Origin of the sequence: Pedobacter gandavensis (assembly GCF_032677645.1) — a bacterium.
Classification (GTDB): Bacteria; Bacteroidota; Bacteroidia; order Sphingobacteriales; family Sphingobacteriaceae; genus Pedobacter; species Pedobacter gandavensis_A.
In genome coordinates this window covers 1-21,647 of sequence record NZ_JAVTSB010000004.1, presented here as the reverse complement: position 1 = coordinate 21,647, position 21,647 = coordinate 1, and the positions used below count along the sequence as shown (strand labels likewise).

Here is a 21,647-nt window from a genome sequence, read left to right as displayed (position 1 = left end):
TTCCGTTTCCACGCTCTTATGATTGTATACCAAGCCAGTAAAGCAGCTTTTAGTGATGACGTGCTTAACGACCAGATAGAAACAAAAATCCATAGCTTTTTTCAGAAGCATTTAAATCATAGTACAACTAAGCAGGAAATTCTTTCCTGGAAAAACTCTATGCAGTATATGGATCGGGTACTTAATGACTCCTCCATTCCTGATGATTGTGGTGTAACCATAGAATTTCAAATTCCTCAAAGCGCTAAACGTATAGATTTTATTCTAACCGGTAGAGGAGATGAAGATAAAGATTACGCAGTTCTTGTGGAACTTAAGCAATGGTCTGAGGCTACTATCTCAAATAAGGATGCAGTAATCCATTCTTTTGTAGGGGGCCGTGTTAGAGAGCTTACTCATCCTTCCTATCAGGCCTGGTCTTACGCTGCTTTGCTAGAGAATTTTAATGAAACTGTAAGTCAGGATAATATTCAGCTCAGGCCTTGCGCATACCTGCATAATTATGTAGACGATGAAGTGATTTCTAATTCCCACTACCAGGAATATATTGAGAAGGCTCCGGTGTTTTTAAAAGGAGAAGCTGTAAAGCTGCGGAATTTTATAAAGCAGTTTGTTAAATATGGCGATGATCGAAAGATCATGTATCGGATTGAACAGGGGAGAATTAGACCTTCTAAAATGCTTGCCGATAGCATGGTAGCTATGCTCAAAGGGCAGGAAGAATTTGTAATGATCGATGAACAGAAAATTGTTTACGAAACAGCTCTGCAGCTGGCTGCAGGAGCAAATAAAAATCAGAAAGAAGTCTTTATTGTGAAAGGCGGTCCGGGAACAGGGAAGTCTGTAGTTGCTATTAACCTACTCGTGGAGCTTACAAATAGGGGTCTCCTGGCTAAGTATGTTTCTAAAAATGCTGCCCCAAGAGCTGTATACGAAAGTAAGTTAACTGGATCAATGAAAAGAGGTGTGATTTCAAATCTCTTTGGTGGTTCAGGTGCGTATCTAGATGCTCAGGATGGTGTTTTTGATGTTTTGGTAATTGATGAAGCACATCGTTTAAATGAAAAATCTGGTTTGTATAATAACCTTGGGGTGAATCAGATAAAAGAGCTTATTAATGCAGCCCAATGTTCTGTGTTTTTTCTGGATGAAGATCAGCGGGTTCATATCAATGATATTGGTTCCCGGGAGGAAATACATAAATGGGCAAACCTTGCTGGAGCAAATATTACTGAAATGGAACTTAGTTCACAGTTTCGCTGCGGTGGTTCTGATGGTTATCTGGCATGGCTAGATCATATGCTGCAGATTAAGGAGACAGCTAATACCACCTTGGAAGGAATTAATTATGATTTCAAAGTTTTTGATTCGCCTGAGGAATTGAGGATGGCAATTGTCGAAAAGAACAGTGTAAATAATAAATCAAGAATGGTAGCGGGCTATTGTTGGGATTGGACTAGTAAGAAGAACTCTATGGCCAATGATGTAGTTATTCCTGAATTTAATTTTGCTATGCAATGGAATCTCAGTACCGATGGAAGCCTTTGGATTATTAGCCCGGAATCAGTTAAAGAGATTGGTTGTATTCATACTTGTCAGGGGTTGGAAGTTGATTATATAGGGGTTATTATTGGTCCTGATTTGATAATGAAGGATGGGAAGGTGTTGACCCAGCCTTCCGCTCGTGCAAAGTCTGATAGATCTATATTTGGTTATAAAAAGCGTATGCTGGAAAAGCCAGAAGAGACTAAGGAGCTCGTTCGGGGCATTATTAAGAATACGTACCGGACGTTAATGACCAGAGGTATGAAGGGGTGTTATGTTTATTTTAGCGATCCTGAATTAAGAGCGTATTTTAGTTCTTAATTGTTATTATGTGTTAATGATAAATTAGTTTTTTTCAAGCTATAGGTTGATTGGATTTTTAAGTAGTTTAGTCTCTTAACTATGCGGGCTCAAAATTCACATGTGAAGCTTTATATTATACTTGCGCTTGTCCTTCGATTTTCTTTCTAACATGTAGCACCTCAAAATAGATGGTTGTTATCTCGCAGATAATATAAAGTGCTGAGAAGGAAGTAGCCATGAAAGTAACAATAATAATTATTGGGGTAATGGAAAAGTAGAAATTAGGTAGTAGAACTAAAATACCTGTGTTATGAGGAATGGTTTGAATGAATTGAAATAATGATGCGATTAAATAACCTATACCGCCAATGATCGCGTGCTCGCCAATCTCGTTGATCCTGTTAATTTCAAAGTTGAAGTTTTGGGCGTTTAAGCTCCGCGCCCAATTGAACATGAGTGTAGCGATTCCGGCGAAAAGGGCAAATCCGATATTAGTTACTTTAAGGTATTCGCCATTCTTACTACTCGCGATGAGGTATCCTGCGGAGAATATGGCGAAGATGAGGATTGGGAGAATGAAGAATATCCCTATCAATAAGGCACTTGCCTGAAATGCGATTTTGCGCTTTTCTCTCTTGGTGTTTTTATTTCCCACTTGTGCTTCTTTTTTGATCAGTTAATTTTGAATTTGGTGATGATATTGTCGAGTGCTCTATTCTGCCCTTCGCTAAGTTTGCCAGCGCGTTCACAGTTCTTTTTTAGTGAATGAATAAATGTGATGTCAAAGTCCTTGTTGTCATCCGCCCATTTTAGTACAGTGTGGATTTTGCCAAGGGCAGATCCCACTTCGCCGCTGCTGAAGTCGATGAGTTTTTGGTTAATGCGCTCTCGATGTTCAAGCTGTTTGTAGCTCATGATTCTCTTTCTCAAGGTATCAATGTAGAAGTCATAGTCCCACTCCGAAATTACATGCTTCTCCTTCAAATATTCCAATACCTCAGCACTCATACTTTTGCTAAGGTCAATTTTTAGTCTTTTGATGGAATCTAAAATCTTGTTTCCACGGTCAATTCCGAGGAACTTGTTAACGCAACAGTTTCCTACTTCAGTTTCTGTATTGTTTCTATGGTTCCTGATGACACAAACGTTCTTGATAGGATAGTGCCCGCAAAGGCAGGTCTGGAATTCGTCGGATACGTAGAGGTATTCAAAGTTCCATTCCAGTTTGGCAATATCCCAATATTTGGATACGCTTCGTTTGATAATTTCTGTGGAGAGGTTAAAATGCATAAGAGCAAGTTATTTATTTATGAGTGATTTTGCAAGATAGGTAGGTGTAATTTATTTTGATGAACCGGAGTTAAAAATAAACACGGAGAAATCCAAGGCGTGTTATTACATTTGAATCCTTAAAATCTGTGCTTCAAATCAGTTTCCTGATAATAATTTTTTAACTTAATTTTACGGTTTCCCTTTTTTTTGTTAATTTTTTAATCCATACATTGATATGATTTAAGGAAATTTAAAAATGCTCATCAGAATGGAAGAATGTTTAATGTTAATGGATTCTGGGAATAATACTAATGAGTCTGCAATGTATGGTTTAACTTGTAATTCATTGCTTCATGGCTAAGAACTTCAATACCTTCAATGGCAGGAATTCCTATATTGATTACGTTGCTTTTGAGGAGGGAATGCGAAAAGGGATGCCAAATTGTGCCAATGCAGATGTTTTTGTCTTCAATAACTTTCCGGTAGATGTTTCTACCGAGATGGGAGTTGATTTTTTACTGGTGATTGCGGTTGAAGATATAAACAGAAATTACCATCATGTTATCCAAGGTAGCCGTAGGGTTTATATGCATAATTTGATCGTGCCTGTGAAGGTGGTTCCAAATTGGGTGGTTGCTGAGATTGTAGTCGAGGAAGGTTTCCTTAAGGTTGGTGATGAGGTGTTGGATTATTCGGAGGAACTTACTGCTCTTGGATATGGAATGAGGGACTATCTGGGTAGTAAATGTGGCTTCATCAAGGAGAAGGTCTTTGTGCATCCATTGGTCTTTGTGGTAAATAAGGCTTTAGGTGCTACAAGGGGGCATTTGATGGCTGAGACTTTTAGTTTTGAGGCTTTTCTATATTATTTGAGGGAATGTGGTCAGGATATCCTAATTTCTTATTCGCCCTGGCGGAATATCGGTAGTTTTAATTTAATCACTCAGGATGTAAAGCGGATCATAGATCAGGCATCAAGAGATAGTAAAACGGGCTTTATCACCCAAAAAAAGATTGATAGGATTTCTAAAGAGATTTCAGCCTCACATGATATTTTCGAGGAGCTCGGTAAGCGTATGGTGATCATAGAGGGTAAAGCTGGAACTGGAAAGACCAGTGAAATCTTGTTATTAATGATGAGATGTATCGACCATGGTCAAAACACCTTATTTCTTACTTTCAATAAACTACTGGTTTATGACATTGCTAGAACGCTAAAATCATACATTTCTCAACAGGAACATGATAAGGGTCATATCCCGGGCGAACATTCTGTGACGAATTTACATCGCTATATGCATAAGCTCTCCAGGTCTATTGGACTTCTGCATTTAATGTCGGAACCCAGAATATTAGAAGTCGGAAAATTGCTTGACGATCGTGTAGGAATTGTGGGGCAATTTATTAAGGATTTCCTGGCCAAAGAAGATAAGCGGCCAATAGATTATAAAATTATAACCCCACTTAAGACAGCTTTCCAGAATAGTAGGCTTGATCGGGGAGTAATTGAGGTTGGAATCGATGTTGCTAATTATATCAATAAAAAAGGTGCATATGATGTCTCTGGTATCGATGATACGCTAAGAGATTTTGCGAGTTATAAAAAAGAATTGCTTTCCAAAATAGAAGGAGATAAAATATTCTTAGCAGACTATTATAAGGTGCTGGAAAACACGTTATTTGCTATCCGAAATCCTGATGAATATTTTAAAAAATATAACATCGGAGATAAGTTTGAACTGTTAGCGCGTTTGATGAATCTTTCTGAAAAGCATCAGGATGAGGATGGTCTAAGGATCAACCAGGAAGCATTTTTGTCTAGTGTAAATCAAAGGGTTTCTCGGCGAAAACGTAGAAGGATCCTTTTTGTTGACGAGGCTCAGGATTGTCATCCCTTTGAGCGTGAGCTGCTGCTTTCTATTTTTTTTGTAAACAATGTTGTGGTGAGTAGTGGGGGGTATGAACAGTTAATTAGGCATGTTGAACTGTGTAACTGGAATTTCTTCAATAAAAGGAAGCTTATCGGTAGCCCAAATCGCAAAAGAAGCAAGAAGAAGACTGTACCTGAATATGAAAATCAGTTCAGTATATTCAGTCCAGAGGATTTCTTAATAAATACGGCAGCGGAAGAAGAGGGTGATTTAGCACTGGATGAGGTAACCTGGTACAAGAAAGGGCGCAAATCTTATAGGGTGAAGAAGTCTATCCTTGATTTCTGCAACTATCTTGCTCAGCGTTGTCATGTTTCACTCGGACTTCAGTCACTCGAGTCTGAAGATCAAGGGGAGATTATCTTTGATTTTAGACCTAATCCAACTGAACTGCTAGTTAAAATTGAGATGGATAAGTTGCTCAAAGATGCTAATCTTAATAGTTGCACGCCATATGAGGGATTACTGATGCTAATTGATGCGAATGCCAAGACCGATGAAATTGGAGGAGCAGGACGTATGATATCTGCAACAATCAATGAATATGGGAATATTGAAGATTCGTTTTTTAAGGCAAAAAAACTTTGGAAACATTCCGAAACACTAAAGGAAGATATTATGCTTTGGGATGGAGCAGTTGATGATAAGAATGAGTTAGGTTTGCCTGCTCCCTATGAGTGCAGATTGATTTATTATGAGTCCTGCAGGGGGTTGGAGGCATGGACAGTTGCTTGTTTTAGCCTGGATAGGTTCTTTTCAAGCAAATTAGACCATCCGGATGCTGAAAAGTATCTTATCGAAGAGGAAAGAAAAACTGCGATGCAGGGATTGGAAATTAGCAACGATGATCGTAAGATGATGTTTGCGGGGACCTGGGCTTTGATGGCACTGACCAGAGCAATGGACAAGGTGTATATTGGAATTGATAATAGGGAATCTGAGCTTGGAAAGATCGTAATGGAATATATTAAGACCAATCCGAAGAATATAAGAGTAATTCTTTAACAACACAGTTTATTTTACAGCCCCTTAATTACTACCAATTTATGAACATTTTTTTGTAATAGCTGATACTCAGTAATTACAAAAAAATGGATAAATATCTAGAATTTTGGCGTGATAGGATGTACTTGTTTGATTTAGATAGCCTCAATAACTTCCTTTTTCCGGAATACAATACCTAACTCCACCACGCGGATTTTCCATGTCTCCCTTGTACCTTGGTATCAAATGGCAGTGAAAATGAAAAACTGTTTGTCCTGCATCTTTACCACAATTCATTCCGATATTGAAGCCGTCAGGCTTATACCTTTTTAATACCAGAGATTTAGCACTTTCAATTGTATCAACAAGGCTATGTTTTTCCTCAACTGTCAAACTGAAAAAATCGGCTCTAATAACATTCGAAATAATCAAAAGATGGCCTGGAGAAACAGGGAAGGCATCTTCAATTATAAAGAAGTGATCGTTACTGTACATGATTTTGTGTTTTGGTATATCTAAAAAATCTTTCATTAAAAACTTCCTGCTAGTTCAATTTTAGGTTGCCATTTTTGAATAGCCAAATCTGATGCTAAGTTATACTGTTTTTCTAAAAATGCTATTCTTTGCGCTCGTGTATATCCTGTTTGGTTGATGATGGTTTCGGACAAAGGATGCTTACTTTCAATATAAAATTCATTTCGGTTAAAAAGCCTCTCCAGAAATCTCTTTTCAGGTATCCTAGCGCGCTTATTATTATTTATTTGTTTATCTGATAGCACCAGGTTCCAAACACCATTTATATTTGCACCTTCATTGTGGTGGTATTGCTTATGGAGGTGCGGTAAAAAATGGTCTATGGCGCACATGTTTAATTCATCATATTTATAAATAGAAATGTCCTGAAAGGAGTAGAAACACTTACCTTTTTGATAGCCATTAAGTGCGTCTCGTACAGAAGTAATGTTCACTCTTCTCATGAAATTGTTTTGCACAAACAACAAAGACTCAACATCATCATATTTTACCTCAAGTATGTTCTGACTCACGTTTAAGCTCCATGCAGTTTCGACTAGTTTCCATCTTGCTTCAACCTCTTGATCCAGATTCTTAAACTGAAAGGTGTCTAATAGCTTCAGCAGGTTATCACTAATTATAATTTCCTTTTTGCCTACGGCAAAGTTCTTTTCATAAAATGGGTTAGGTATGGCGCCACCATTAACATTTTGAAATGCATCAATTACGTTTACAAAACCATATTTTTCGGTATCCCTGTAAAGCTGATCTTGATTCAATTCATTATTTATAAAAGCACGACAACTATTTAAAAATTTACTGCTCTGTGAGCTACCTTGTTTATCATTTGATTTTAGGTGCTCTATAATATGGTCTGCAAAAGGAACCGCTAAATCACTTAAACTAATAGTTGTAGTTTGGTTGCCAATTAGGTTTATTAATGACTTTGCGAAGGCGAATTTATAAGTAGCAGAATTCTTTCCGAATAGTATTAATGATCTCCATTGAGATTCCAGGGAGGGATCATTAATTTGAAACTTTGTACTCATGACGGATCAATGTACAAATATTCGAGATTAGTTACATAGTTTTGATTAAACTGACAGAATTTTTAATTGTTAACAGCAATAATTTCTATTTTCAGGATGAACAAGCCAAAATACCGATCAATAGTTATTGGTGTTGTTAAGTGCCATAATACTTATGACAAGTAAATCAGGTAAAAGAAAGGCACTCCGGCCTAATGTGAAAGCTGGAAAATTCTTCCCACTGCTCCTTAATAAATCTGTCAACCAATCTGATTGTACTTTAAAAATTTGATTGGTGTCTTTATTTCCGTTTGACAGATTGCAGGAGCTCCTGCAAAGTGGTGGAGAACCTTCCAAAAGTAGTTTCTTCTCATTCTATACGAGTGTTAAGCAGAATTTGAAGGTAGTTACATAATTGGCTTTATTTAGAATTGTAAAAATGGTCAGTTTGTTAGGAAGAGTGTTGTTTTGAAAGCTTACCCAAACAAGTCCTCCACTAAATGCTAAAAAAATCCGAATAATTTACTGGAAACCGTAATTGTTATAAATAATTTAACTCCTATATTCACAAAAATAAAAGCCGAGATAATCGAAATGATTCATAGGCCTTAGGGGAAATTAATTTACTAGTTTAAGGCAATACATTATTTAGATTGTTCATGAATTTAGGATTGCCAACAAACCAATTTGGCTTATCAATAGTATATGTAAATCATATTTCAGAATCCTAATGAAGGAGTAAGTCAATTGAAAAAAACTAATGAACTAAAAATCAGAGTTGTTTTAAATCTAGCGCTTAATCATATTTATAATAATTTAAAGGTAGCTCCTGATAATAATTCAAGTATAAATTTTTTCATCTATATTTAAACATTTAAATTACAAATACATTTTATGGAATATATTTCCTTTGAACAAATTCCCTTCGGTTCTGATGACTTCGCAAATAATCCCGAGTCAAGATGTCCATGTATGTTATTGTTGGATACTTCCGGCTCGATGCAGGGAACACCGATACAGGAATTGAATAAAGGGATTCAAACCCTTAAAAACGAACTGGTAATAGATTCGTTAGCATCAAAACGAGTAGAAGTTGCTATGATTACTTTTGGCCCAGTAGCGCTTGAATCAGATTTTCAGACCGTAGATCAATTTTTTCCAAGGACCTTAAATGCTAACGGAGCAACTCCTATAGGATCGGCTATTACTATGGGAATAGAACTGATAAATAAAAGAAAACAATTATACAAAGAGAATGGTGTGGGTTATTATAAACCTTGGATCATCCTGATAACTGATGGTGCACCAACTGATGATTGTACAAACGCAGCTAGACTAATACAAGAAGGTGAAAACGCCAATCAGTTTGCCTTTTTCGCTATTGGAGTTGACAAAGCTGATATGGGTAACCTTAGTAAATTGTCAGTTAGAGCTCCCATTAAATTGAAAGGAATGATGTTCAGGGAGTTCTTTTTGTGGTTATCTTCATCTATGAAAATGGTATCCAGTAAAAATCCCGGTGAACAGACAAAATTAATACCACCAACTGGATGGGCTGACCTATGATCTGGAAAATAATAGGGCAAAGTGTAATTGGTACTTCACACATACAGTCAGGTAAAACCTGTGAGGATTCCTTACATTATACCGTATTTCCGATTAGTGAAGGTGAAGAAGGATTGATATGTTTTGTAAGCGATGGTGCTGGAAGTGCTAAATATGCAGCAAAAGCATCTGCAGCAGCTGTTAATAAAGGTGTGGAATTTGCTCAGGATATCATGACAAATGAAATTGAGCTTAACGATCAGAATTTACTGCAATTGGCGGAAAAAATTTATGACCATCTTAACTCCCTTGCGCTAGAAGAGCGGGAACCTAAAAACGAATTCTCATGCACACTACTTGGCTTTATCCTATTGCCCAATCGAGCAGGTTTTATTCAAATTGGAGATGGGGCTATTGTAAGAAGCGATGAAAGTGACTTTTTTACTCCCATTTGGTGGCCACAGAATGGAGAGTATCAGAATTCCACAACGTTTTTAATCGACGACCCAAACCTCTCTAATTTAAAAACAAAGATTATAGAAGAACGCATAAGTGAGATTGGAATATTTACAGATGGGCTACAAATGCTAACTTTAAATAACGAAACTGAATCCGTGCATCAGCCATTTTTTAATAACTTATTCCCATGGTTAAGGAAAGCGAAAGAAGCTGAACATATTTCGATTTTAAATAATAAACTAATTGAATATTTGTCAGGAGATATTATAAATAGAAGGACCGATGATGACAAAACATTACTATTGGCTACAAGAAAAAAATGATAGGTGAGATTTACCTTGGTTTAAAACAGAATCCCTATACTGCTGGTCGCAGAATTGGTCAGGGTGGTGAGGGGGATGTCTTTGAAATTAAGGAAAATACCTCACTTGTTATAAAAATATACCGAGAAGTTCTTGATGTTGAAAAGTCTGACAAACTCATTTTTATGTCAACTCTTGTCAATGATGAATTAACGAAATTTGCAGCATGGCCGGTAGATGTTGCAAAGGATAAATTAGGCCATATTTGTGGCTTTGTGATGCGTAAATTAGAGGCATATGTTCCATTGCATAATCTCTTTAGTCCTATGGATAGAAAAAAACTCTTTCCTGATAAAGGATATAACTTTCTTATACATGTTGCAAGAAATTTAGCTATAGCTTTTCATAAAATTCATCAGCTTGGAATAATTGTTGGCGATGTCAACGAAGCCAATATTCTTGTGAATTCAGGAGGGATGGTTTCTCTGATTGATTGTGATTCATTTCAAATTAAAAAAGAAAATAAATATTATTTTTGTGAGGTAGGAATCCCTCGATATACCCCTCCGGAATTACTTGTTCAAGGATCTTTTAATAGTGTGATAAGAACTACTAATACAGATGGTTTTTCTCTAGGAACGCTGATATTTCAATTACTTTTCTTAGGCCGTGCACCATTTACGGGCATAAATCCAACTAATCAAGAAATCGATGAAGAGACGGCAATCAAGACTCATGAATTTGCCTATTCTTTAAAGCGAAGAAATAAAAAATTATTGCCTGCAAAAAACAGTCTGGACCTTAGTACAATGACCTCCGGAATGATTACGTTATTTCATGCAACTTTTGAAGGGATAGTTGAAAGGCCAACGGCGGCTATGTGGGTGAATGAGCTAACAATATTAGGCAAAGGAATTGTTCAATGCGCTAAAACAAAAATACATTATTACTTAGATGTAATTGGTCATTGTCCTTGGTGTCAATTCCGTGATAAATCAAATATTATATATTTTTTGGATGACTCTTATCTTAGGGCGATACCAGAACTTAATAATATAGAGCAATTCGTTAATGGTTTCAAAATCGAAAGGATTGAACTAAAGAAATTAATGGAAACGTATGTGACTCCTGGTATGGTTGCAAAGCCCATAAACCGCAGATTTTATAAATTAAAATATTTAAACAGGATAGTCATCTCGGTAATTGTTATCATAACAATCATCCTATGTTTAAGTATTAATTGGGGTATATTGTTAGGGGGTGTTGCAGCAATTTATTTATTTAGTTCCATTTCAAAAACTACAGGCAAAATTCATTTGGAACTAATTCAAAGGCAAAATAATTTCAACTCCCTAAAGCTATCTTTTCAAGATTTAATTAAACAACATAATAATCCATCAGATTTAAATAAATACAATCAGTCTTCGAGCACATTTTCTAAATTAATAGATTCATTTAAAGCGCTTCCTGTTGAATTTAATCTTAGTAAAAAGAAAATTGAGGAGGATCATTATCTAAAAAAAATGACATTTTATCTCCAACAATTTGATGTTAGATCTCATTCTATAGCTACTTTTGCAGCATCCAAAAAGTTGTTGATTTATAATAATGGTATTCGAACAGCTGCAGATATTTCTAAACTTCGTAATACCAAAATTGTAGGAATTGGCCCAAAAAACATACAAATCCTATTGGATTGGCAAAGGCAAATTAGTGCAGGATTCGTATATGTACCAGATGCCTCAGTGCTAAATATTGAATTTGCAGCAGCTTCTGATGTTATTATCAATAAACAGAAAAAACTAGAGATTCAAATAAAAACTGAGCATAGAAACCTTGAAATATACAGGGCTAGTATTTTATCGTCAACAGATCGGTTAGGCCATCAATTCAAAGAACTCTCGATAAAACTGTATCAGGCAGAATTAGATTTAAATGCTTTTAAGATATTAAAAGGTTACGGCTAAGGATTTATTGCTTATGATTACTTTTTCCAAGTCGATTTTTCTCATCAGGGAGGTGGAGTTGCTACTTCCATTAAATCATACAAACGAACATTTACGGTTTTCCGTAATACTGAATGGACAACTAAGTTTACCTTGTAATCTTATATAATTAATAACTTACAATGCTCCAATCTAAATTAACGACCCTCTTAATTCTCTCTACAATTTTACTGTCCTGCACAAGTAAAATTAACGATTCAAATCAAGAAACGGTATCAACCGATTCAAGGACAGTGGAGATGCCTGCTATTCCAGAGCCAGAAGTAAATACAATTGCCATATTGCCTTCTAGACATAAGCCTGTTACCACACAAGAGGAGAAAGTTAATAGTGATGGTTCAATTACAACTACTACGGTGACAACTGATGGGGTGGAAACAAAAAAAACTGAACAAACATCTTTTCCGAACAGCTACACTAGCGATGGAACCACTAAGGATTACTCAACAAATAACTTCGAAGAGGCTTATATCTATGCTCGAAAAGCATATGTAAATTCCACTGATGTTGAAACAGCAAATGATTACCTGAAAAAAGCAATGTCTTATTTCGAATATGCAGGGAGTGATGCTGATGATGTTAATTGTGATGATGCAAAATCTTCGGCTGGTGATGGCTATGTTTACGCTAAAAAAGGATATAATGAAACTGATCCTGGCGAAATTGAGCGATTTGCTAAAAAAGCCATGAATGAAGCAGAAGATGGAAAAAATGCAATGGAAGATTGTAAAAGAAATCAATAGTTAGTTACCATAAACAATTAACCAAACCAATTAATGTCTTTCGAACCACATAAAATAACTCAGCAGCATGTATTAAATGCGGCTGAGACCATAGATACAGAGCAGTTAGCTGTCAGACCGTCTACAAGGTATGATGCAGTCGTCAATGGTAAAAGCTATCCTCCCAAAGATTTAATGAGGCTTGCCCATCAGCTGGCTACCGGTGTGTATCAATGGGATAAATCAGGAGGTGATGATACCAATAAATACTTAATAAATTTAGGATTTCAAATTAAGGAAAAGGATCAGGCGAATGCCCCTTTAACTTATTTGATCAATCAATATAAGGGTTTGATTCGCAATAAAGGATTGGACGCTGAATTATACAAATGGGAACTACTCCATAAATTTGGAGCCAGGCCAGACGTGAATGCTCCGGACTTTTATGAGGAACTAAAAAACATCAATTATGAGAATTTGATTTATCCTCCAGCAATAGGAGCTATGAATCAAATTGCAAAGCATAAACCTCAAGAGTATAGCAGCTGCTTTAAAAGATTATTTGATCCCATTAGACCTTTGGTAGATAGAATGAAGGATTTTACGGCTGAGACCTTGGCTTTGTTTAGGCAAGTAGATCCAAATGAAAAACATAACCATTATCATGATGAGCGGACCATTGCAACCCTACTTACTTTTTATGATCCTTTAAAATATGCGTTTTATAAGGACTCATTTTATCAGAAGTATTGTAAGTTAATTGGCCAAAAACCTAAAGAGGCAGGTCAAAAATACCTTCACTATTTGGATTTAATAGCGGAGTTTATTGAGGAATACATTAAACCAGATGAAGAATTGTTGGATTTGGTAAACGAATCTCTTACGGAAAAGGCTTTCAAAGATGAAAATCATTTTGTATTAGCTCAAGATATAATGTACTGTGTCTTAGATAAGAATGCCAGAACTTTTAGTGGTTTAATAGCAGAGTTAAATACTGCAATTATAGATGATCCTAATCAATGTCAGTTTTCCATTATGGTGGATACTATTCACAATGATTTATCTTTTGACTGCATATGGGTAGGAGATCCACAGGGTGTCATAAGCAATGAAACTGCACATTATGAAATTCGGTGTAATTCAAATAAAAGAGATGAACTTTTCATCTATCTTCATTTTGAGGATATAGAGAAGGCTAATCAAGAGGTTTTTCATCAGATTATAGGCAAACATTTGCCACAGTCGATGAAATGGATTCCTTGGTTTAAATCAAAAAGCATTCAGTTTAAAACACCGGTGAAGTTTTTAGGAGAAGATACAGTACCCAACTTAATTAAAACCTTAAATGAATTTGATCTTGCTATTGGGGATCAAGTCCGTGAGATTATTCAGAATATGCCAGCTAAAGCGATCTCTAATGTGGTTGTAGTAGAACCTCAACCGTTAAATACAATTTTGTATGGACCTCCAGGAACTGGGAAGACATATCATACAATTAATAAAGCTTTGGAGATTTTGGGTGAAAATCCATCTGCAATTTCTAGAAAAGCAGCAAGATCGATGTTTGATCAGTATATGGAAGATGGGCATATTGTGTTTACTACGTTCCATCAGAGTTTAGCTTATGAGGACTTTATTGAAGGGATTAAACCACAATTAGCTAATTCCGGAAGTACTTCTTTAAGTTACCTCATTGAGGATGGGATCTTTAAACAACTTTGTAAGCAGGCCGAAAGTAAAGTAGATTTAAGAAAGCAGAATAAAGACATATTCTCAAATTCCAGGTATTTCAAAATGTCATTAGGAGGCCTTCAGTACCCAGAAATACACGATTGGTGCATTGCAAATAATTATCTGGCATTGGGCTGGGGAGAAGACAAGAATTTCACTGATCTGGCAGGCATTTCTGACTGGGTGTTGTACAGAGAGGAGTTTAATAAAAGATTTCCTGAATTGGTACAGAACAGTCGATTTAACATTCAGGCGATGTATACCTTCCAGCAAATGAAGGTTGGAGATATTGTAGTGGCATCTAAAGGAAATCGAATTATTGACGCCATAGGTAGGATTTCTGGTGAATATGAGTGGAATGACCACACCCCCACAGGTTATTACCAATTTAGGAAAGTAGAATGGTTGGCGACTAATTTGAATCAATCACCTACCCGGTTTTTTAAGAAAAATATCAGTCAGCAAACGATCTATGAATTTTATGATTTAGATGTAAAGAAAGATGATTTTCGTGCTTTTTTTCAGCAGGATGATACAAGGGATAAACCATATGTTCTTATCATTGATGAAATTAATAGGGGTAATGTTTCTCAGGTTTTTGGTGAATTGATCACTTTAATTGAGGATACAAAACGTATTGGACAACCAGAAGAACTGAGTGTCTTATTACCTTATAGTAAAGAGAAGTTTGGCGTACCGGCAAATGTTTTTATCATTGGGACGATGAATACCGCAGATCGGAGTGTTGAGTCACTTGACACTGCCTTAAGGCGGCGATTCAGCTTTCAGGAGATGTTGCCTAAGCCTGAACTACTAAATCCTTATGCTTGCCTTTTAAGGTTTTATCAAAAATATGCTGATGTTTCATGGGAAGATTGGAAAATGCACTATGCTGAAAAAGGGCTGAAATTCTATGATTTTTGTGGGTTAAACCAAATAGAGGTGGGCTCCAAATTAGAAAGAGAATTTTCCGATGCTCTAGGGGATCATTTTAATGAACAAGATATACAGTCAGTGTTGCTTAAATTGCAAATAGAAGCTAACCCAAAGGTAAACCTTTCTAACTTACTGAGTAAGTTGAACCAAAGAATTATGATTCTAAAAGATAGGGATCATCAAATTGGGCATGCTTATTTTATTGGTTTGGAAGCAATGGAGGATTTGATGCTGGTTTTTAAGGATAAGATTATTCCTTTATTACAAGAATATTTTTTCGGGGATTATCAAAAGCTACAATTGATTTTAGGAACTGGATTTATTGAATCTTTTGATTCAGAAGTGGAATTTGCTGTAGAGGATGATCATGATTATTTAGAGGTACAGGTGTACAGGGTTTGTACTGATGCGCTTGCAGATGTGGTTTGTTTTGAACAGGCTTTAGCTAAGATGAAAATCTAATGCGGAAGGTTCTGCGGTTTTTTGAGTATGAAAAGGTAAAATTTAATCAAGTTTACTTTGATGCAATTACTGGTAAAGAGCTTTTCTTGAAAGATTATGGCCCTTCATTGCGTAAATACCATACAAAAATGGATGGTCTGTATTATGAGTTGATGGATAATGGGCTTCGTTTTAAAGAACATGTCGGGGTTATCCAGATTGATGATTTAACGATCGAGGTTTTACCCAAGATCGATCGCCAGGTTAAATCTCAGGATAAAGTAAAGCAGAGGTTAAAGTGGCATGATGTGCTTTTGGAAATGCTAAAAGAGTGCCGGTTTTTGTTACCTGAATCAGCTGATTATGCACATTTAAAGCTCAAATCTAATCATGTATTAGAATTGTATTTTGAGAAATACGTGGCTGAACTAGAGGAACTGTTACATCGTGGCTTAATCAAAAAATATGTGAATGTTCAGGAGAATTGTAATGCCCTTAAGGGGAGATTACTATTCAATCAACATGTACAACGGAATTCAATTCATGCCCAAAGGTTCTACGTTAGCCATAGCCTCTACTCTAGCAGTCATTTGTTGCATCAGGTATTAAAACAAGCCTTAGTAGTGGTGAAAGGTTTGTCTGGTTTTTCAAGGCTGACCGAGAGGATTAATACCCTACTTAGTGTTTGGCCAGTAGGAGCTGAAGTAAAGATAACGGAGGCGGTTTTTAACAAATTGGTCATTAATCGGAAAACTAAACCTTATCAGGAGGCTATTCTCATTGCAAGGATGATTCTTTTAAATTATCATCCAGATTTAAGAGGGGGGAGCCAGAACGTATTTGCCTTAATGTTCAATATGAATGCGCTATGGGAGGAATTTATTTTTCAACGTTTAAAGTCTTTGCAAAAAGAATTCAACTGGAAAGTGTCGAACCAGAAGCAAATTAAATATTGGACAGGGGAGAAAGGCTCAAAAAAGTTAATCCCTGATATCATTATAGAGTGCCAGACAACAAAGCGTGTAATGGTGATTGATACCAAATGGAAATGTCCGGTTAATTTGAAGCCAGATGACCATGATTTACGCCAATTGTTAAGCTACAAGTTGTATTTTAAAGGTGATTTATCCTACTTGTTGTATCCCGGAAGTGAGTCTGGTGGTCTAATTCAAGGAGCGTATCATAATCAGGCGCACCGCACAAAGGCTCCGGTGTTTTTAGAGGAACTGGGTAGAGGTAGTGGGCTAATTTTTTTGGATGTTTTACAAGATCACAATTTGATTTCTAAGAAGAAATTCAGCTTAGATAAAACGCTTTTAACTGTACGCGAGAGATTGGCTGAGTAAGTGTTTTGGGTAGATTAATGGGGAATTCTTTATTGGAGGAAGGTTAAGTTTTTCCGAGTAGTTAGACCTCGGATCTAAAATTAAATATAAAAGGTAACCTTATAATTTATCAAAGCAGTTACTGTGGTGCAGTAAAAGAATGCCACAATTTGAATGGATTGATGATGTTAAGCAAATGACGTGTCAATTTAAGTATGGGATGACCAGGGGTGTGTGAAGGGGTAGTGAGAGATTGGTTTTAAATGAATAAAATAAAAATATAAAATATGTCAATTTATCAAGGAAATGCTGAGGGGTTTTTACGTTATGTAGGACCTTTAACGCGCAATATCGTGTGTAATTTATCACGTTCTCTTAAAAAAGGAACTTCTTGTCAAGGTATTTTAGCAGCGGGGACCAGATGTAAAAAGAGAACAAGATTAGAAGCTGCACATATTAAAGGGCAAGAACGTCCTGTTATAATTGCAACGATACTTGAACAGTTTAATGTCAAGGATGATGAATATAAAGTGGATTTACGGGAGTTTGAAACAGCTTTTCGTAAGGCACACCAAAATTTAGATGAAGTTATCAAAGTGATGTGTAAATCATGTCATACAAGGTATGATAACGAACATCAAATTACCCAAGGATACCCCATCGTATTAGAAGATGAATATGGAGAAGAAGAATTAGTTAAACTAGAAAAGCAAGAAGTTAAAGAGGTTGAGAAGAATATTAATTCTAATCAAAGATATAAAACTCAAGTGCTAATTAAAGTCCAGTCGAAACATCCTCAAATCCATAATAAGAATATGTCTTATTCTCGTATTTCAGATGCCAACGGATTATGGAATTTTGATGTAAATAAAAAGAAATTTGAAGACGATTTTTATTTTGTTTTTTATGACCAACAAACGTTGAAAACAAAAGTAGCTAAGATACCAGCCTGTACTCTTAATTTGGTTAATAATTCTACAAAGGTGGATGCTGTGCGTTTTTATGTTAAATGGGAAGATGGGAAATTGATGGAAAGAACTATTGGGGACTTGTCGGAGTTTATAATTTAGATCTTGAATACCAAAAAATATAACTTATCTAAATTAACGCTATGAATTGGATAATTGGGAGACAATTAATTCTCGAAAATATAAATGTTGGTGATTATATCGATCCAAATAACCCAAACAGGATTATTATCGCTACCCCTACAAAAGAACATTCTGAATTTAGAGTTCAAATAGGTGCAGCAACTAACATTTCTATTTCCTTAGAAATGTTGGAGGCTATTTTAAAAGCTACCATTGCAAACAAAGGCATTTACAATAAATCTGTAATCTATCAATTATATCCTCGTATGGTAAACAATCATGGTTGCCATGTTCATGTAGTTGGTAGGCTTTTCTCGGTTGCTGGTGTAATGCAGCCAATTGGCACCCGTAATTATACTATAGTAAATTAAACTAGAATGAGAGCCTAAATAAAATACATAATGAGCTCATTTATACCAATATAATTAAAATGAATAAAGCATTTTTAACGTTTCTTCTTCTTCTTTTAAACTATACCTCCTTCTGTCAGGTTTTGGATACCGCAAACCTGGTGGTGCCTAAGCAGAAGCAAGCGCGAAAAATGTCGCAAATACCAGCTGCAAATGTTTTATGTAGGGAGGGGAATATTTCTTATCGAATGGGATTGGTTAAAGAAGGGATATCTTATTTTAAGCAGGCTGATTTAATCGATTCTACAAATAGTCTCATCAAACAAAATATTGGATTTGGGTATATGCGGCTGTCTTCCTACGATGATGCGATACAACAGTTTAAACATGCTATTCTTCTTAATGAGAGGGATAGCAGTGCTAAGAGAAGTATAATTTTATGTTATATGCATAAAGGAGACTACGAGGAATCTATCTTGAATGCGAAAAAATACCTGAAAGAATACCCTGTGGATCCTGAAGGTTATTATAATTTAATGACGGTTTATTACGCGGACAGAGATCTAAAGCAGGCAAGTAAATATGGAACAATGGCTATGAAATTGTATGAACAAGTAAATAGCCGTTCTGTGTATGATGCTTATTATTTTTTAGGTAAGATTTACTTTGAACAAGAGAATTTTAAAAAGTCGGATAGTATGTTCCAAAAGGTTAGAGATAGGGGGATCAGGGTTGAAGATAAGTACAATAGAAAGTTGTAGACAAGATTGAGTTGATCAATCATGAGAATCCCCTGCCAGCCAATTATGCATATAATGAACAAATATGTCCGGTCTAGAGAAAGAATTGTAATCGTTTTGGCTCTTCTTTTCTGGGTATGAAGCCAGAAAGTCTGCGTTACTGAACGATGATGGAGCCACTACACTCCCGATCGGGCAATTCTTTTCTGTGTATTGAAAAAACAATTAAAGCAAGCCTGCTAAATTAATAGCGGCTTGCTTTAAATATTTTAGAACTTAATTTTATGAAATTATATCAATGATAACCATTCTGTTGTAAAAGGACTAAGGTTGGATAACTGTGCTGGCGTTTAAAGTAACGGCAGTTTGTGCCAGTAACCTGCCCGTAACTTTTGCTCCTGTATTTAAAGAGATAAGTGTTTTGCTCAGAATGATCCCACTAAAATCAGTATTAGTTCCAAGTGTAGCTTGTCCACTAACCACCCAGAATATATTCTTGGCCTGGGCCCCGCCTAACAAAGTGATCTTAGCACTATTATTAACAGTAAGGTCCTTGGAAATCTGGAAAACCCAGGTATCATTAGGCCCGCCTGTTAAAGTTACACCTGCATTTGATATCAATACACCGGTGGTCCATTTGTAAAGCCCTGGAGTTAATATCCTGCCACTAACATCTCCGGCATATAAGTTTACGATAGGCGCTGGGTTAACTAAACCATTAGCGGTTGTAAATGCGGTTTCCATATTACTGACCGCTGTTGTCATGTTAGCAGGAGTTGGAACGGCATAATCAGATGCATATACCTTACCGGTTACAATTGGCGTATGAGATGATTGACCATTGGTATCCATAATTAACCCAAAGCCTGTAATTGCCGTTGCCGACGCCGGGCTTACACCTATATTACCCGTAACTGATGTAGTACCAGTGGTAGATATACCTGATTTTGTCAATATTGCAAAATCGCCGGCAGTCCCCAGGTTTATAACACTTGTTCCAATCGGGATTGTAGCCTTGTAATTCGCAACCAGGTTCCTGTTTGCAGTAATTGTGAACTGGTAAGTTGAGCTTGCAGATACTGCGTTACCATTTTCTGTCCAGTTTACAAAAGAATACCCTTCATTGGCAGCCGCAACTACTGTAACAGAAGCACCAATGAGATAAGCGCCGGAACCAGTGGTTGTACCACCTGCAGCGGTACTGGATGATAAGTTGACCGCAAAGTTACCCAGTGGGACCGCCGTAAAGTTTGCAACTAAATTCCTGTTCTGTGTAATGGTAAATTGGTAATCCGAACTAGTAGAAACTACCTCGCCATGCTCTGTCCAGCTGGAAAAGGTATATCCTGTATTAGGTACTGCGGTAATCGCAACGGATGAGTTCAGTTCAAATGCACCTGCTCCTGTAAGCACACCACCATTAGCAGGGCTGGCTGTTAGGCTCACTGTAGGCATTGTTGAATCATCTTTTTTACAGGCACTAATAAAAGTGAAAAGCATTAAAGCGCCCAAAAATAACATTTGAAACATTTTTGAGTTGCCTGGGAGTTTGGGCAGGGAATTGCTCTCCTGGATTTGAGTAAAATTGGTTTTCATAAGTGTTCGATAAACTTGGATAATCTTCCAACGGTTTGGTAATTTGAAAAAATAGGAGGAGATGATTAGTCTTCAAGTACCGCCGCAATTGCAAAGGCAGTGCCTGTAATTTTTCTGAAACAACTAATCCCGGGTATTTTCACTAAATCCGCTGACAATAAGAAATAACGTTACGCAGCTAGCGTGCTTTTCCAATTGGTGTTCTTTTAGGGAGATTAACTTGGTTATTCATATAAATTATCAATTATTTATAAATTAGAATAAGTCAATTGTAAAATAATTTGATGAACTGTTTATAGGACATTTAAGCGTAAGGTAGCTTAGATTGTACTTAACATAGTGGTAGTATTTAATTGGCAGCTGTTTTTTTGGTAGATTACACCTTCAAATTTATCACTAAGGACAAGGACCTCGTTGAGGAGTTCGAAAGACTGAAAGAAGAAATTAAATATGACTGCAATCTTGATTCAAGAGAGCTGCTTAAAAAGGAAACTCTGATCTTATTATCCAATAAACCATCAAAGACCGATGACTCTTAAACGCGACTACAAGGAATTCCTAAATGACAATTTTAAAGGGCTTAGTATTCGTACTGCTTTGTTTTTTAATTGGGATATTGGATTACGATTTGACCTACAAGAGGGGGATGTTGGTAGTGATCACTATTTTGAAGAAGTTTTTAAGCGTTCGATGACATTGTTTCAAGCTGTATTCGACCCTGATGACAGTGTTTTTGTAATCGGTAAATAGCAGTGCACAGAAAATGGCAAATAAGAGTACACAGTTTTTGGCAACAAGAGTGCACAGTTTTACAAAAGTATATTTCT

The 21,647-nt window shown here is 36.4% G+C and carries 17 protein-coding genes; 12 read left to right on the top strand and 5 right to left on the bottom strand.

Features of this window, described 5'->3' with window-relative positions; all coding sequences use genetic code 11:
- The first annotated feature begins 18 nt into the window (after positions 1 to 18).
- Entirely contained in the window at positions 19 to 1,866 is a 1,848-nt protein-coding gene (locus tag R2Q66_RS07850) for a DUF2075 domain-containing protein (RefSeq protein WP_316747578.1), read from the top strand.
- A gap of 115 nt (positions 1,867 to 1,981) precedes the next feature.
- Here R2Q66_RS07850 and R2Q66_RS07845 read toward each other — a convergent pair whose 3' ends face one another.
- Both R2Q66_RS07845 and R2Q66_RS07840 read right to left on the bottom strand, forming a co-directional pair.
- Positions 1,982 to 2,503 (bottom strand): hypothetical protein, encoded by a 522-nt coding sequence (locus R2Q66_RS07845; RefSeq protein WP_316747576.1) that lies wholly within the window; start codon positions 2,501 to 2,503, stop codon positions 1,982 to 1,984.
- A 17-nt stretch (positions 2,504 to 2,520) separates the two neighbouring features.
- A complete protein-coding gene (locus tag R2Q66_RS07840) occupies positions 2,521 to 3,138 on the bottom strand; it encodes a hypothetical protein (RefSeq protein ID WP_316747574.1) in 618 nt (205 codons plus the stop codon).
- 335 nt (positions 3,139 to 3,473) lie between these two features.
- On the opposite strand from R2Q66_RS07840, the gene R2Q66_RS07835 reads away from it, so the two are divergent.
- The gene (locus R2Q66_RS07835) at positions 3,474 to 6,056 is read left to right on the top strand and encodes a UvrD-helicase domain-containing protein (RefSeq protein ID WP_316747572.1); all 2,583 of its coding nucleotides are present in this window, start codon (positions 3,474 to 3,476) and stop codon (positions 6,054 to 6,056) included.
- 144 nt (positions 6,057 to 6,200) lie between these two features.
- On the opposite strand, the gene R2Q66_RS07830 is transcribed toward R2Q66_RS07835, so the two are convergent.
- Together R2Q66_RS07830 and R2Q66_RS07825 are read right to left on the bottom strand one after the other, a co-directional pair.
- The gene (locus R2Q66_RS07830) at positions 6,201 to 6,566 is read right to left on the bottom strand and encodes an HIT family protein (RefSeq protein ID WP_316747570.1); all 366 of its coding nucleotides are present in this window, start codon (positions 6,564 to 6,566) and stop codon (positions 6,201 to 6,203) included.
- The gene (locus R2Q66_RS07825; protein ID WP_316747569.1) at positions 6,566 to 7,597 is read right to left on the bottom strand and encodes an HNH endonuclease domain-containing protein; all 1,032 of its coding nucleotides are present in this window, start codon (positions 7,595 to 7,597) and stop codon (positions 6,566 to 6,568) included. The genes R2Q66_RS07830 and R2Q66_RS07825 overlap by 1 nt, the downstream gene beginning before the upstream one ends.
- A gap of 873 nt (positions 7,598 to 8,470) precedes the next feature.
- On the opposite strand from R2Q66_RS07825, the gene R2Q66_RS07820 reads away from it, so the two are divergent.
- The 9 genes from R2Q66_RS07820 (at position 8,471) to R2Q66_RS07780 (ending at position 19,245) form a co-directional block, all read left to right on the top strand.
- Positions 8,471 to 9,142: a vWA domain-containing protein gene (locus R2Q66_RS07820; protein WP_316747567.1), complete on the top strand. Its 672-nt coding sequence runs from the start codon at positions 8,471 to 8,473 to the stop codon at positions 9,140 to 9,142.
- The gene (locus tag R2Q66_RS07815) at positions 9,139 to 9,903 is read left to right on the top strand and encodes a PP2C family serine/threonine-protein phosphatase (protein ID WP_316747564.1); all 765 of its coding nucleotides are present in this window, start codon (positions 9,139 to 9,141) and stop codon (positions 9,901 to 9,903) included. Before R2Q66_RS07820 ends, R2Q66_RS07815 begins: the two co-directional genes overlap by 4 nt.
- Complete coding sequence (locus tag R2Q66_RS07810; RefSeq protein ID WP_316747562.1) at positions 9,900 to 11,849, top strand: protein kinase domain-containing protein; 1,950 nt, start codon at positions 9,900 to 9,902, stop codon at positions 11,847 to 11,849. The genes R2Q66_RS07815 and R2Q66_RS07810 overlap by 4 nt, the downstream gene beginning before the upstream one ends.
- 161 nt (positions 11,850 to 12,010) lie before the next feature.
- Positions 12,011 to 12,631 (top strand): hypothetical protein, encoded by a 621-nt coding sequence (locus R2Q66_RS07805; RefSeq protein WP_316747560.1) that lies wholly within the window; start codon positions 12,011 to 12,013, stop codon positions 12,629 to 12,631.
- A 33-nt stretch (positions 12,632 to 12,664) separates the two neighbouring features.
- The gene (locus R2Q66_RS07800; RefSeq protein ID WP_316747558.1) at positions 12,665 to 15,739 is read left to right on the top strand and encodes an AAA family ATPase; all 3,075 of its coding nucleotides are present in this window, start codon (positions 12,665 to 12,667) and stop codon (positions 15,737 to 15,739) included.
- On the top strand, positions 15,739 to 17,064 hold the full coding sequence (locus tag R2Q66_RS07795; protein ID WP_316747556.1) for a 5-methylcytosine restriction system specificity protein McrC: 1,326 nt from the start codon (positions 15,739 to 15,741) through the stop codon (positions 17,062 to 17,064). The genes R2Q66_RS07800 and R2Q66_RS07795 overlap by 1 nt, the downstream gene beginning before the upstream one ends.
- Before the next feature lie 266 nt (positions 17,065 to 17,330).
- Complete coding sequence (locus R2Q66_RS07790) at positions 17,331 to 18,113, top strand: hypothetical protein (RefSeq protein WP_316747553.1); 783 nt, start codon at positions 17,331 to 17,333, stop codon at positions 18,111 to 18,113.
- A gap of 41 nt (positions 18,114 to 18,154) precedes the next feature.
- Entirely contained in the window at positions 18,155 to 18,505 is a 351-nt protein-coding gene (locus tag R2Q66_RS07785) for a hypothetical protein (protein ID WP_316747551.1), read from the top strand.
- Positions 18,506 to 18,564: 59 nt separating this feature from the next.
- A complete protein-coding gene (locus tag R2Q66_RS07780; RefSeq protein WP_316747549.1) occupies positions 18,565 to 19,245 on the top strand; it encodes a tetratricopeptide repeat protein in 681 nt (226 codons plus the stop codon).
- A gap of 303 nt (positions 19,246 to 19,548) precedes the next feature.
- Here the strand turns inward: R2Q66_RS07780 and R2Q66_RS07775 are convergent, their stop codons facing one another.
- Positions 19,549 to 20,745, bottom strand: a complete 1,197-nt coding sequence (locus tag R2Q66_RS07775; RefSeq protein WP_316747547.1) for an ice-binding family protein — start codon at positions 20,743 to 20,745, stop codon at positions 19,549 to 19,551.
- A gap of 603 nt (positions 20,746 to 21,348) precedes the next feature.
- On the opposite strand from R2Q66_RS07775, the gene R2Q66_RS07770 reads away from it, so the two are divergent.
- The gene (locus tag R2Q66_RS07770) at positions 21,349 to 21,570 is read left to right on the top strand and encodes a hypothetical protein (RefSeq protein WP_316747545.1); all 222 of its coding nucleotides are present in this window, start codon (positions 21,349 to 21,351) and stop codon (positions 21,568 to 21,570) included.
- Positions 21,571 to 21,647: the final 77 nt, after the last annotated feature.

What these genes read in the sequence shown, in the direction of transcription:
- R2Q66_RS07850 (WP_316747578.1), top strand. Translation starts at nt 19, where the DNA reads ATGATTGTATACCAAGCCAGTAAAGCAGCTTTTAGTGATGACGTGCTT.
- R2Q66_RS07840 (WP_316747574.1), bottom strand. Translation starts at nt 3,138, where the DNA reads ATGCATTTTAACCTCTCCACAGAAATTATCAAACGAAGCGTATCCAAA.
- R2Q66_RS07835 (WP_316747572.1), top strand. Translation starts at nt 3,474, where the DNA reads ATGGCTAAGAACTTCAATACCTTCAATGGCAGGAATTCCTATATTGAT.
- R2Q66_RS07830 (WP_316747570.1), bottom strand. Translation starts at nt 6,566, where the DNA reads ATGAAAGATTTTTTAGATATACCAAAACACAAAATCATGTACAGTAAC.
- R2Q66_RS07825 (WP_316747569.1), bottom strand. Translation starts at nt 7,597, where the DNA reads ATGAGTACAAAGTTTCAAATTAATGATCCCTCCCTGGAATCTCAATGG.
- R2Q66_RS07820 (WP_316747567.1), top strand. Translation starts at nt 8,471, where the DNA reads ATGGAATATATTTCCTTTGAACAAATTCCCTTCGGTTCTGATGACTTC.
- R2Q66_RS07815 (WP_316747564.1), top strand. Translation starts at nt 9,139, where the DNA reads ATGATCTGGAAAATAATAGGGCAAAGTGTAATTGGTACTTCACACATA.
- R2Q66_RS07810 (WP_316747562.1), top strand. Translation starts at nt 9,900, where the DNA reads ATGATAGGTGAGATTTACCTTGGTTTAAAACAGAATCCCTATACTGCT.
- R2Q66_RS07805 (WP_316747560.1), top strand. Translation starts at nt 12,011, where the DNA reads ATGCTCCAATCTAAATTAACGACCCTCTTAATTCTCTCTACAATTTTA.
- R2Q66_RS07800 (WP_316747558.1), top strand. Translation starts at nt 12,665, where the DNA reads ATGTCTTTCGAACCACATAAAATAACTCAGCAGCATGTATTAAATGCG.
- R2Q66_RS07795 (WP_316747556.1), top strand. Translation starts at nt 15,739, where the DNA reads ATGCGGAAGGTTCTGCGGTTTTTTGAGTATGAAAAGGTAAAATTTAAT.
- R2Q66_RS07790 (WP_316747553.1), top strand. Translation starts at nt 17,331, where the DNA reads ATGTCAATTTATCAAGGAAATGCTGAGGGGTTTTTACGTTATGTAGGA.
- R2Q66_RS07785 (WP_316747551.1), top strand. Translation starts at nt 18,155, where the DNA reads ATGAATTGGATAATTGGGAGACAATTAATTCTCGAAAATATAAATGTT.
- R2Q66_RS07780 (WP_316747549.1), top strand. Translation starts at nt 18,565, where the DNA reads ATGAATAAAGCATTTTTAACGTTTCTTCTTCTTCTTTTAAACTATACC.
- R2Q66_RS07775 (WP_316747547.1), bottom strand. Translation starts at nt 20,745, where the DNA reads ATGTTATTTTTGGGCGCTTTAATGCTTTTCACTTTTATTAGTGCCTGT.
- R2Q66_RS07770 (WP_316747545.1), top strand. Translation starts at nt 21,349, where the DNA reads ATGACTCTTAAACGCGACTACAAGGAATTCCTAAATGACAATTTTAAA.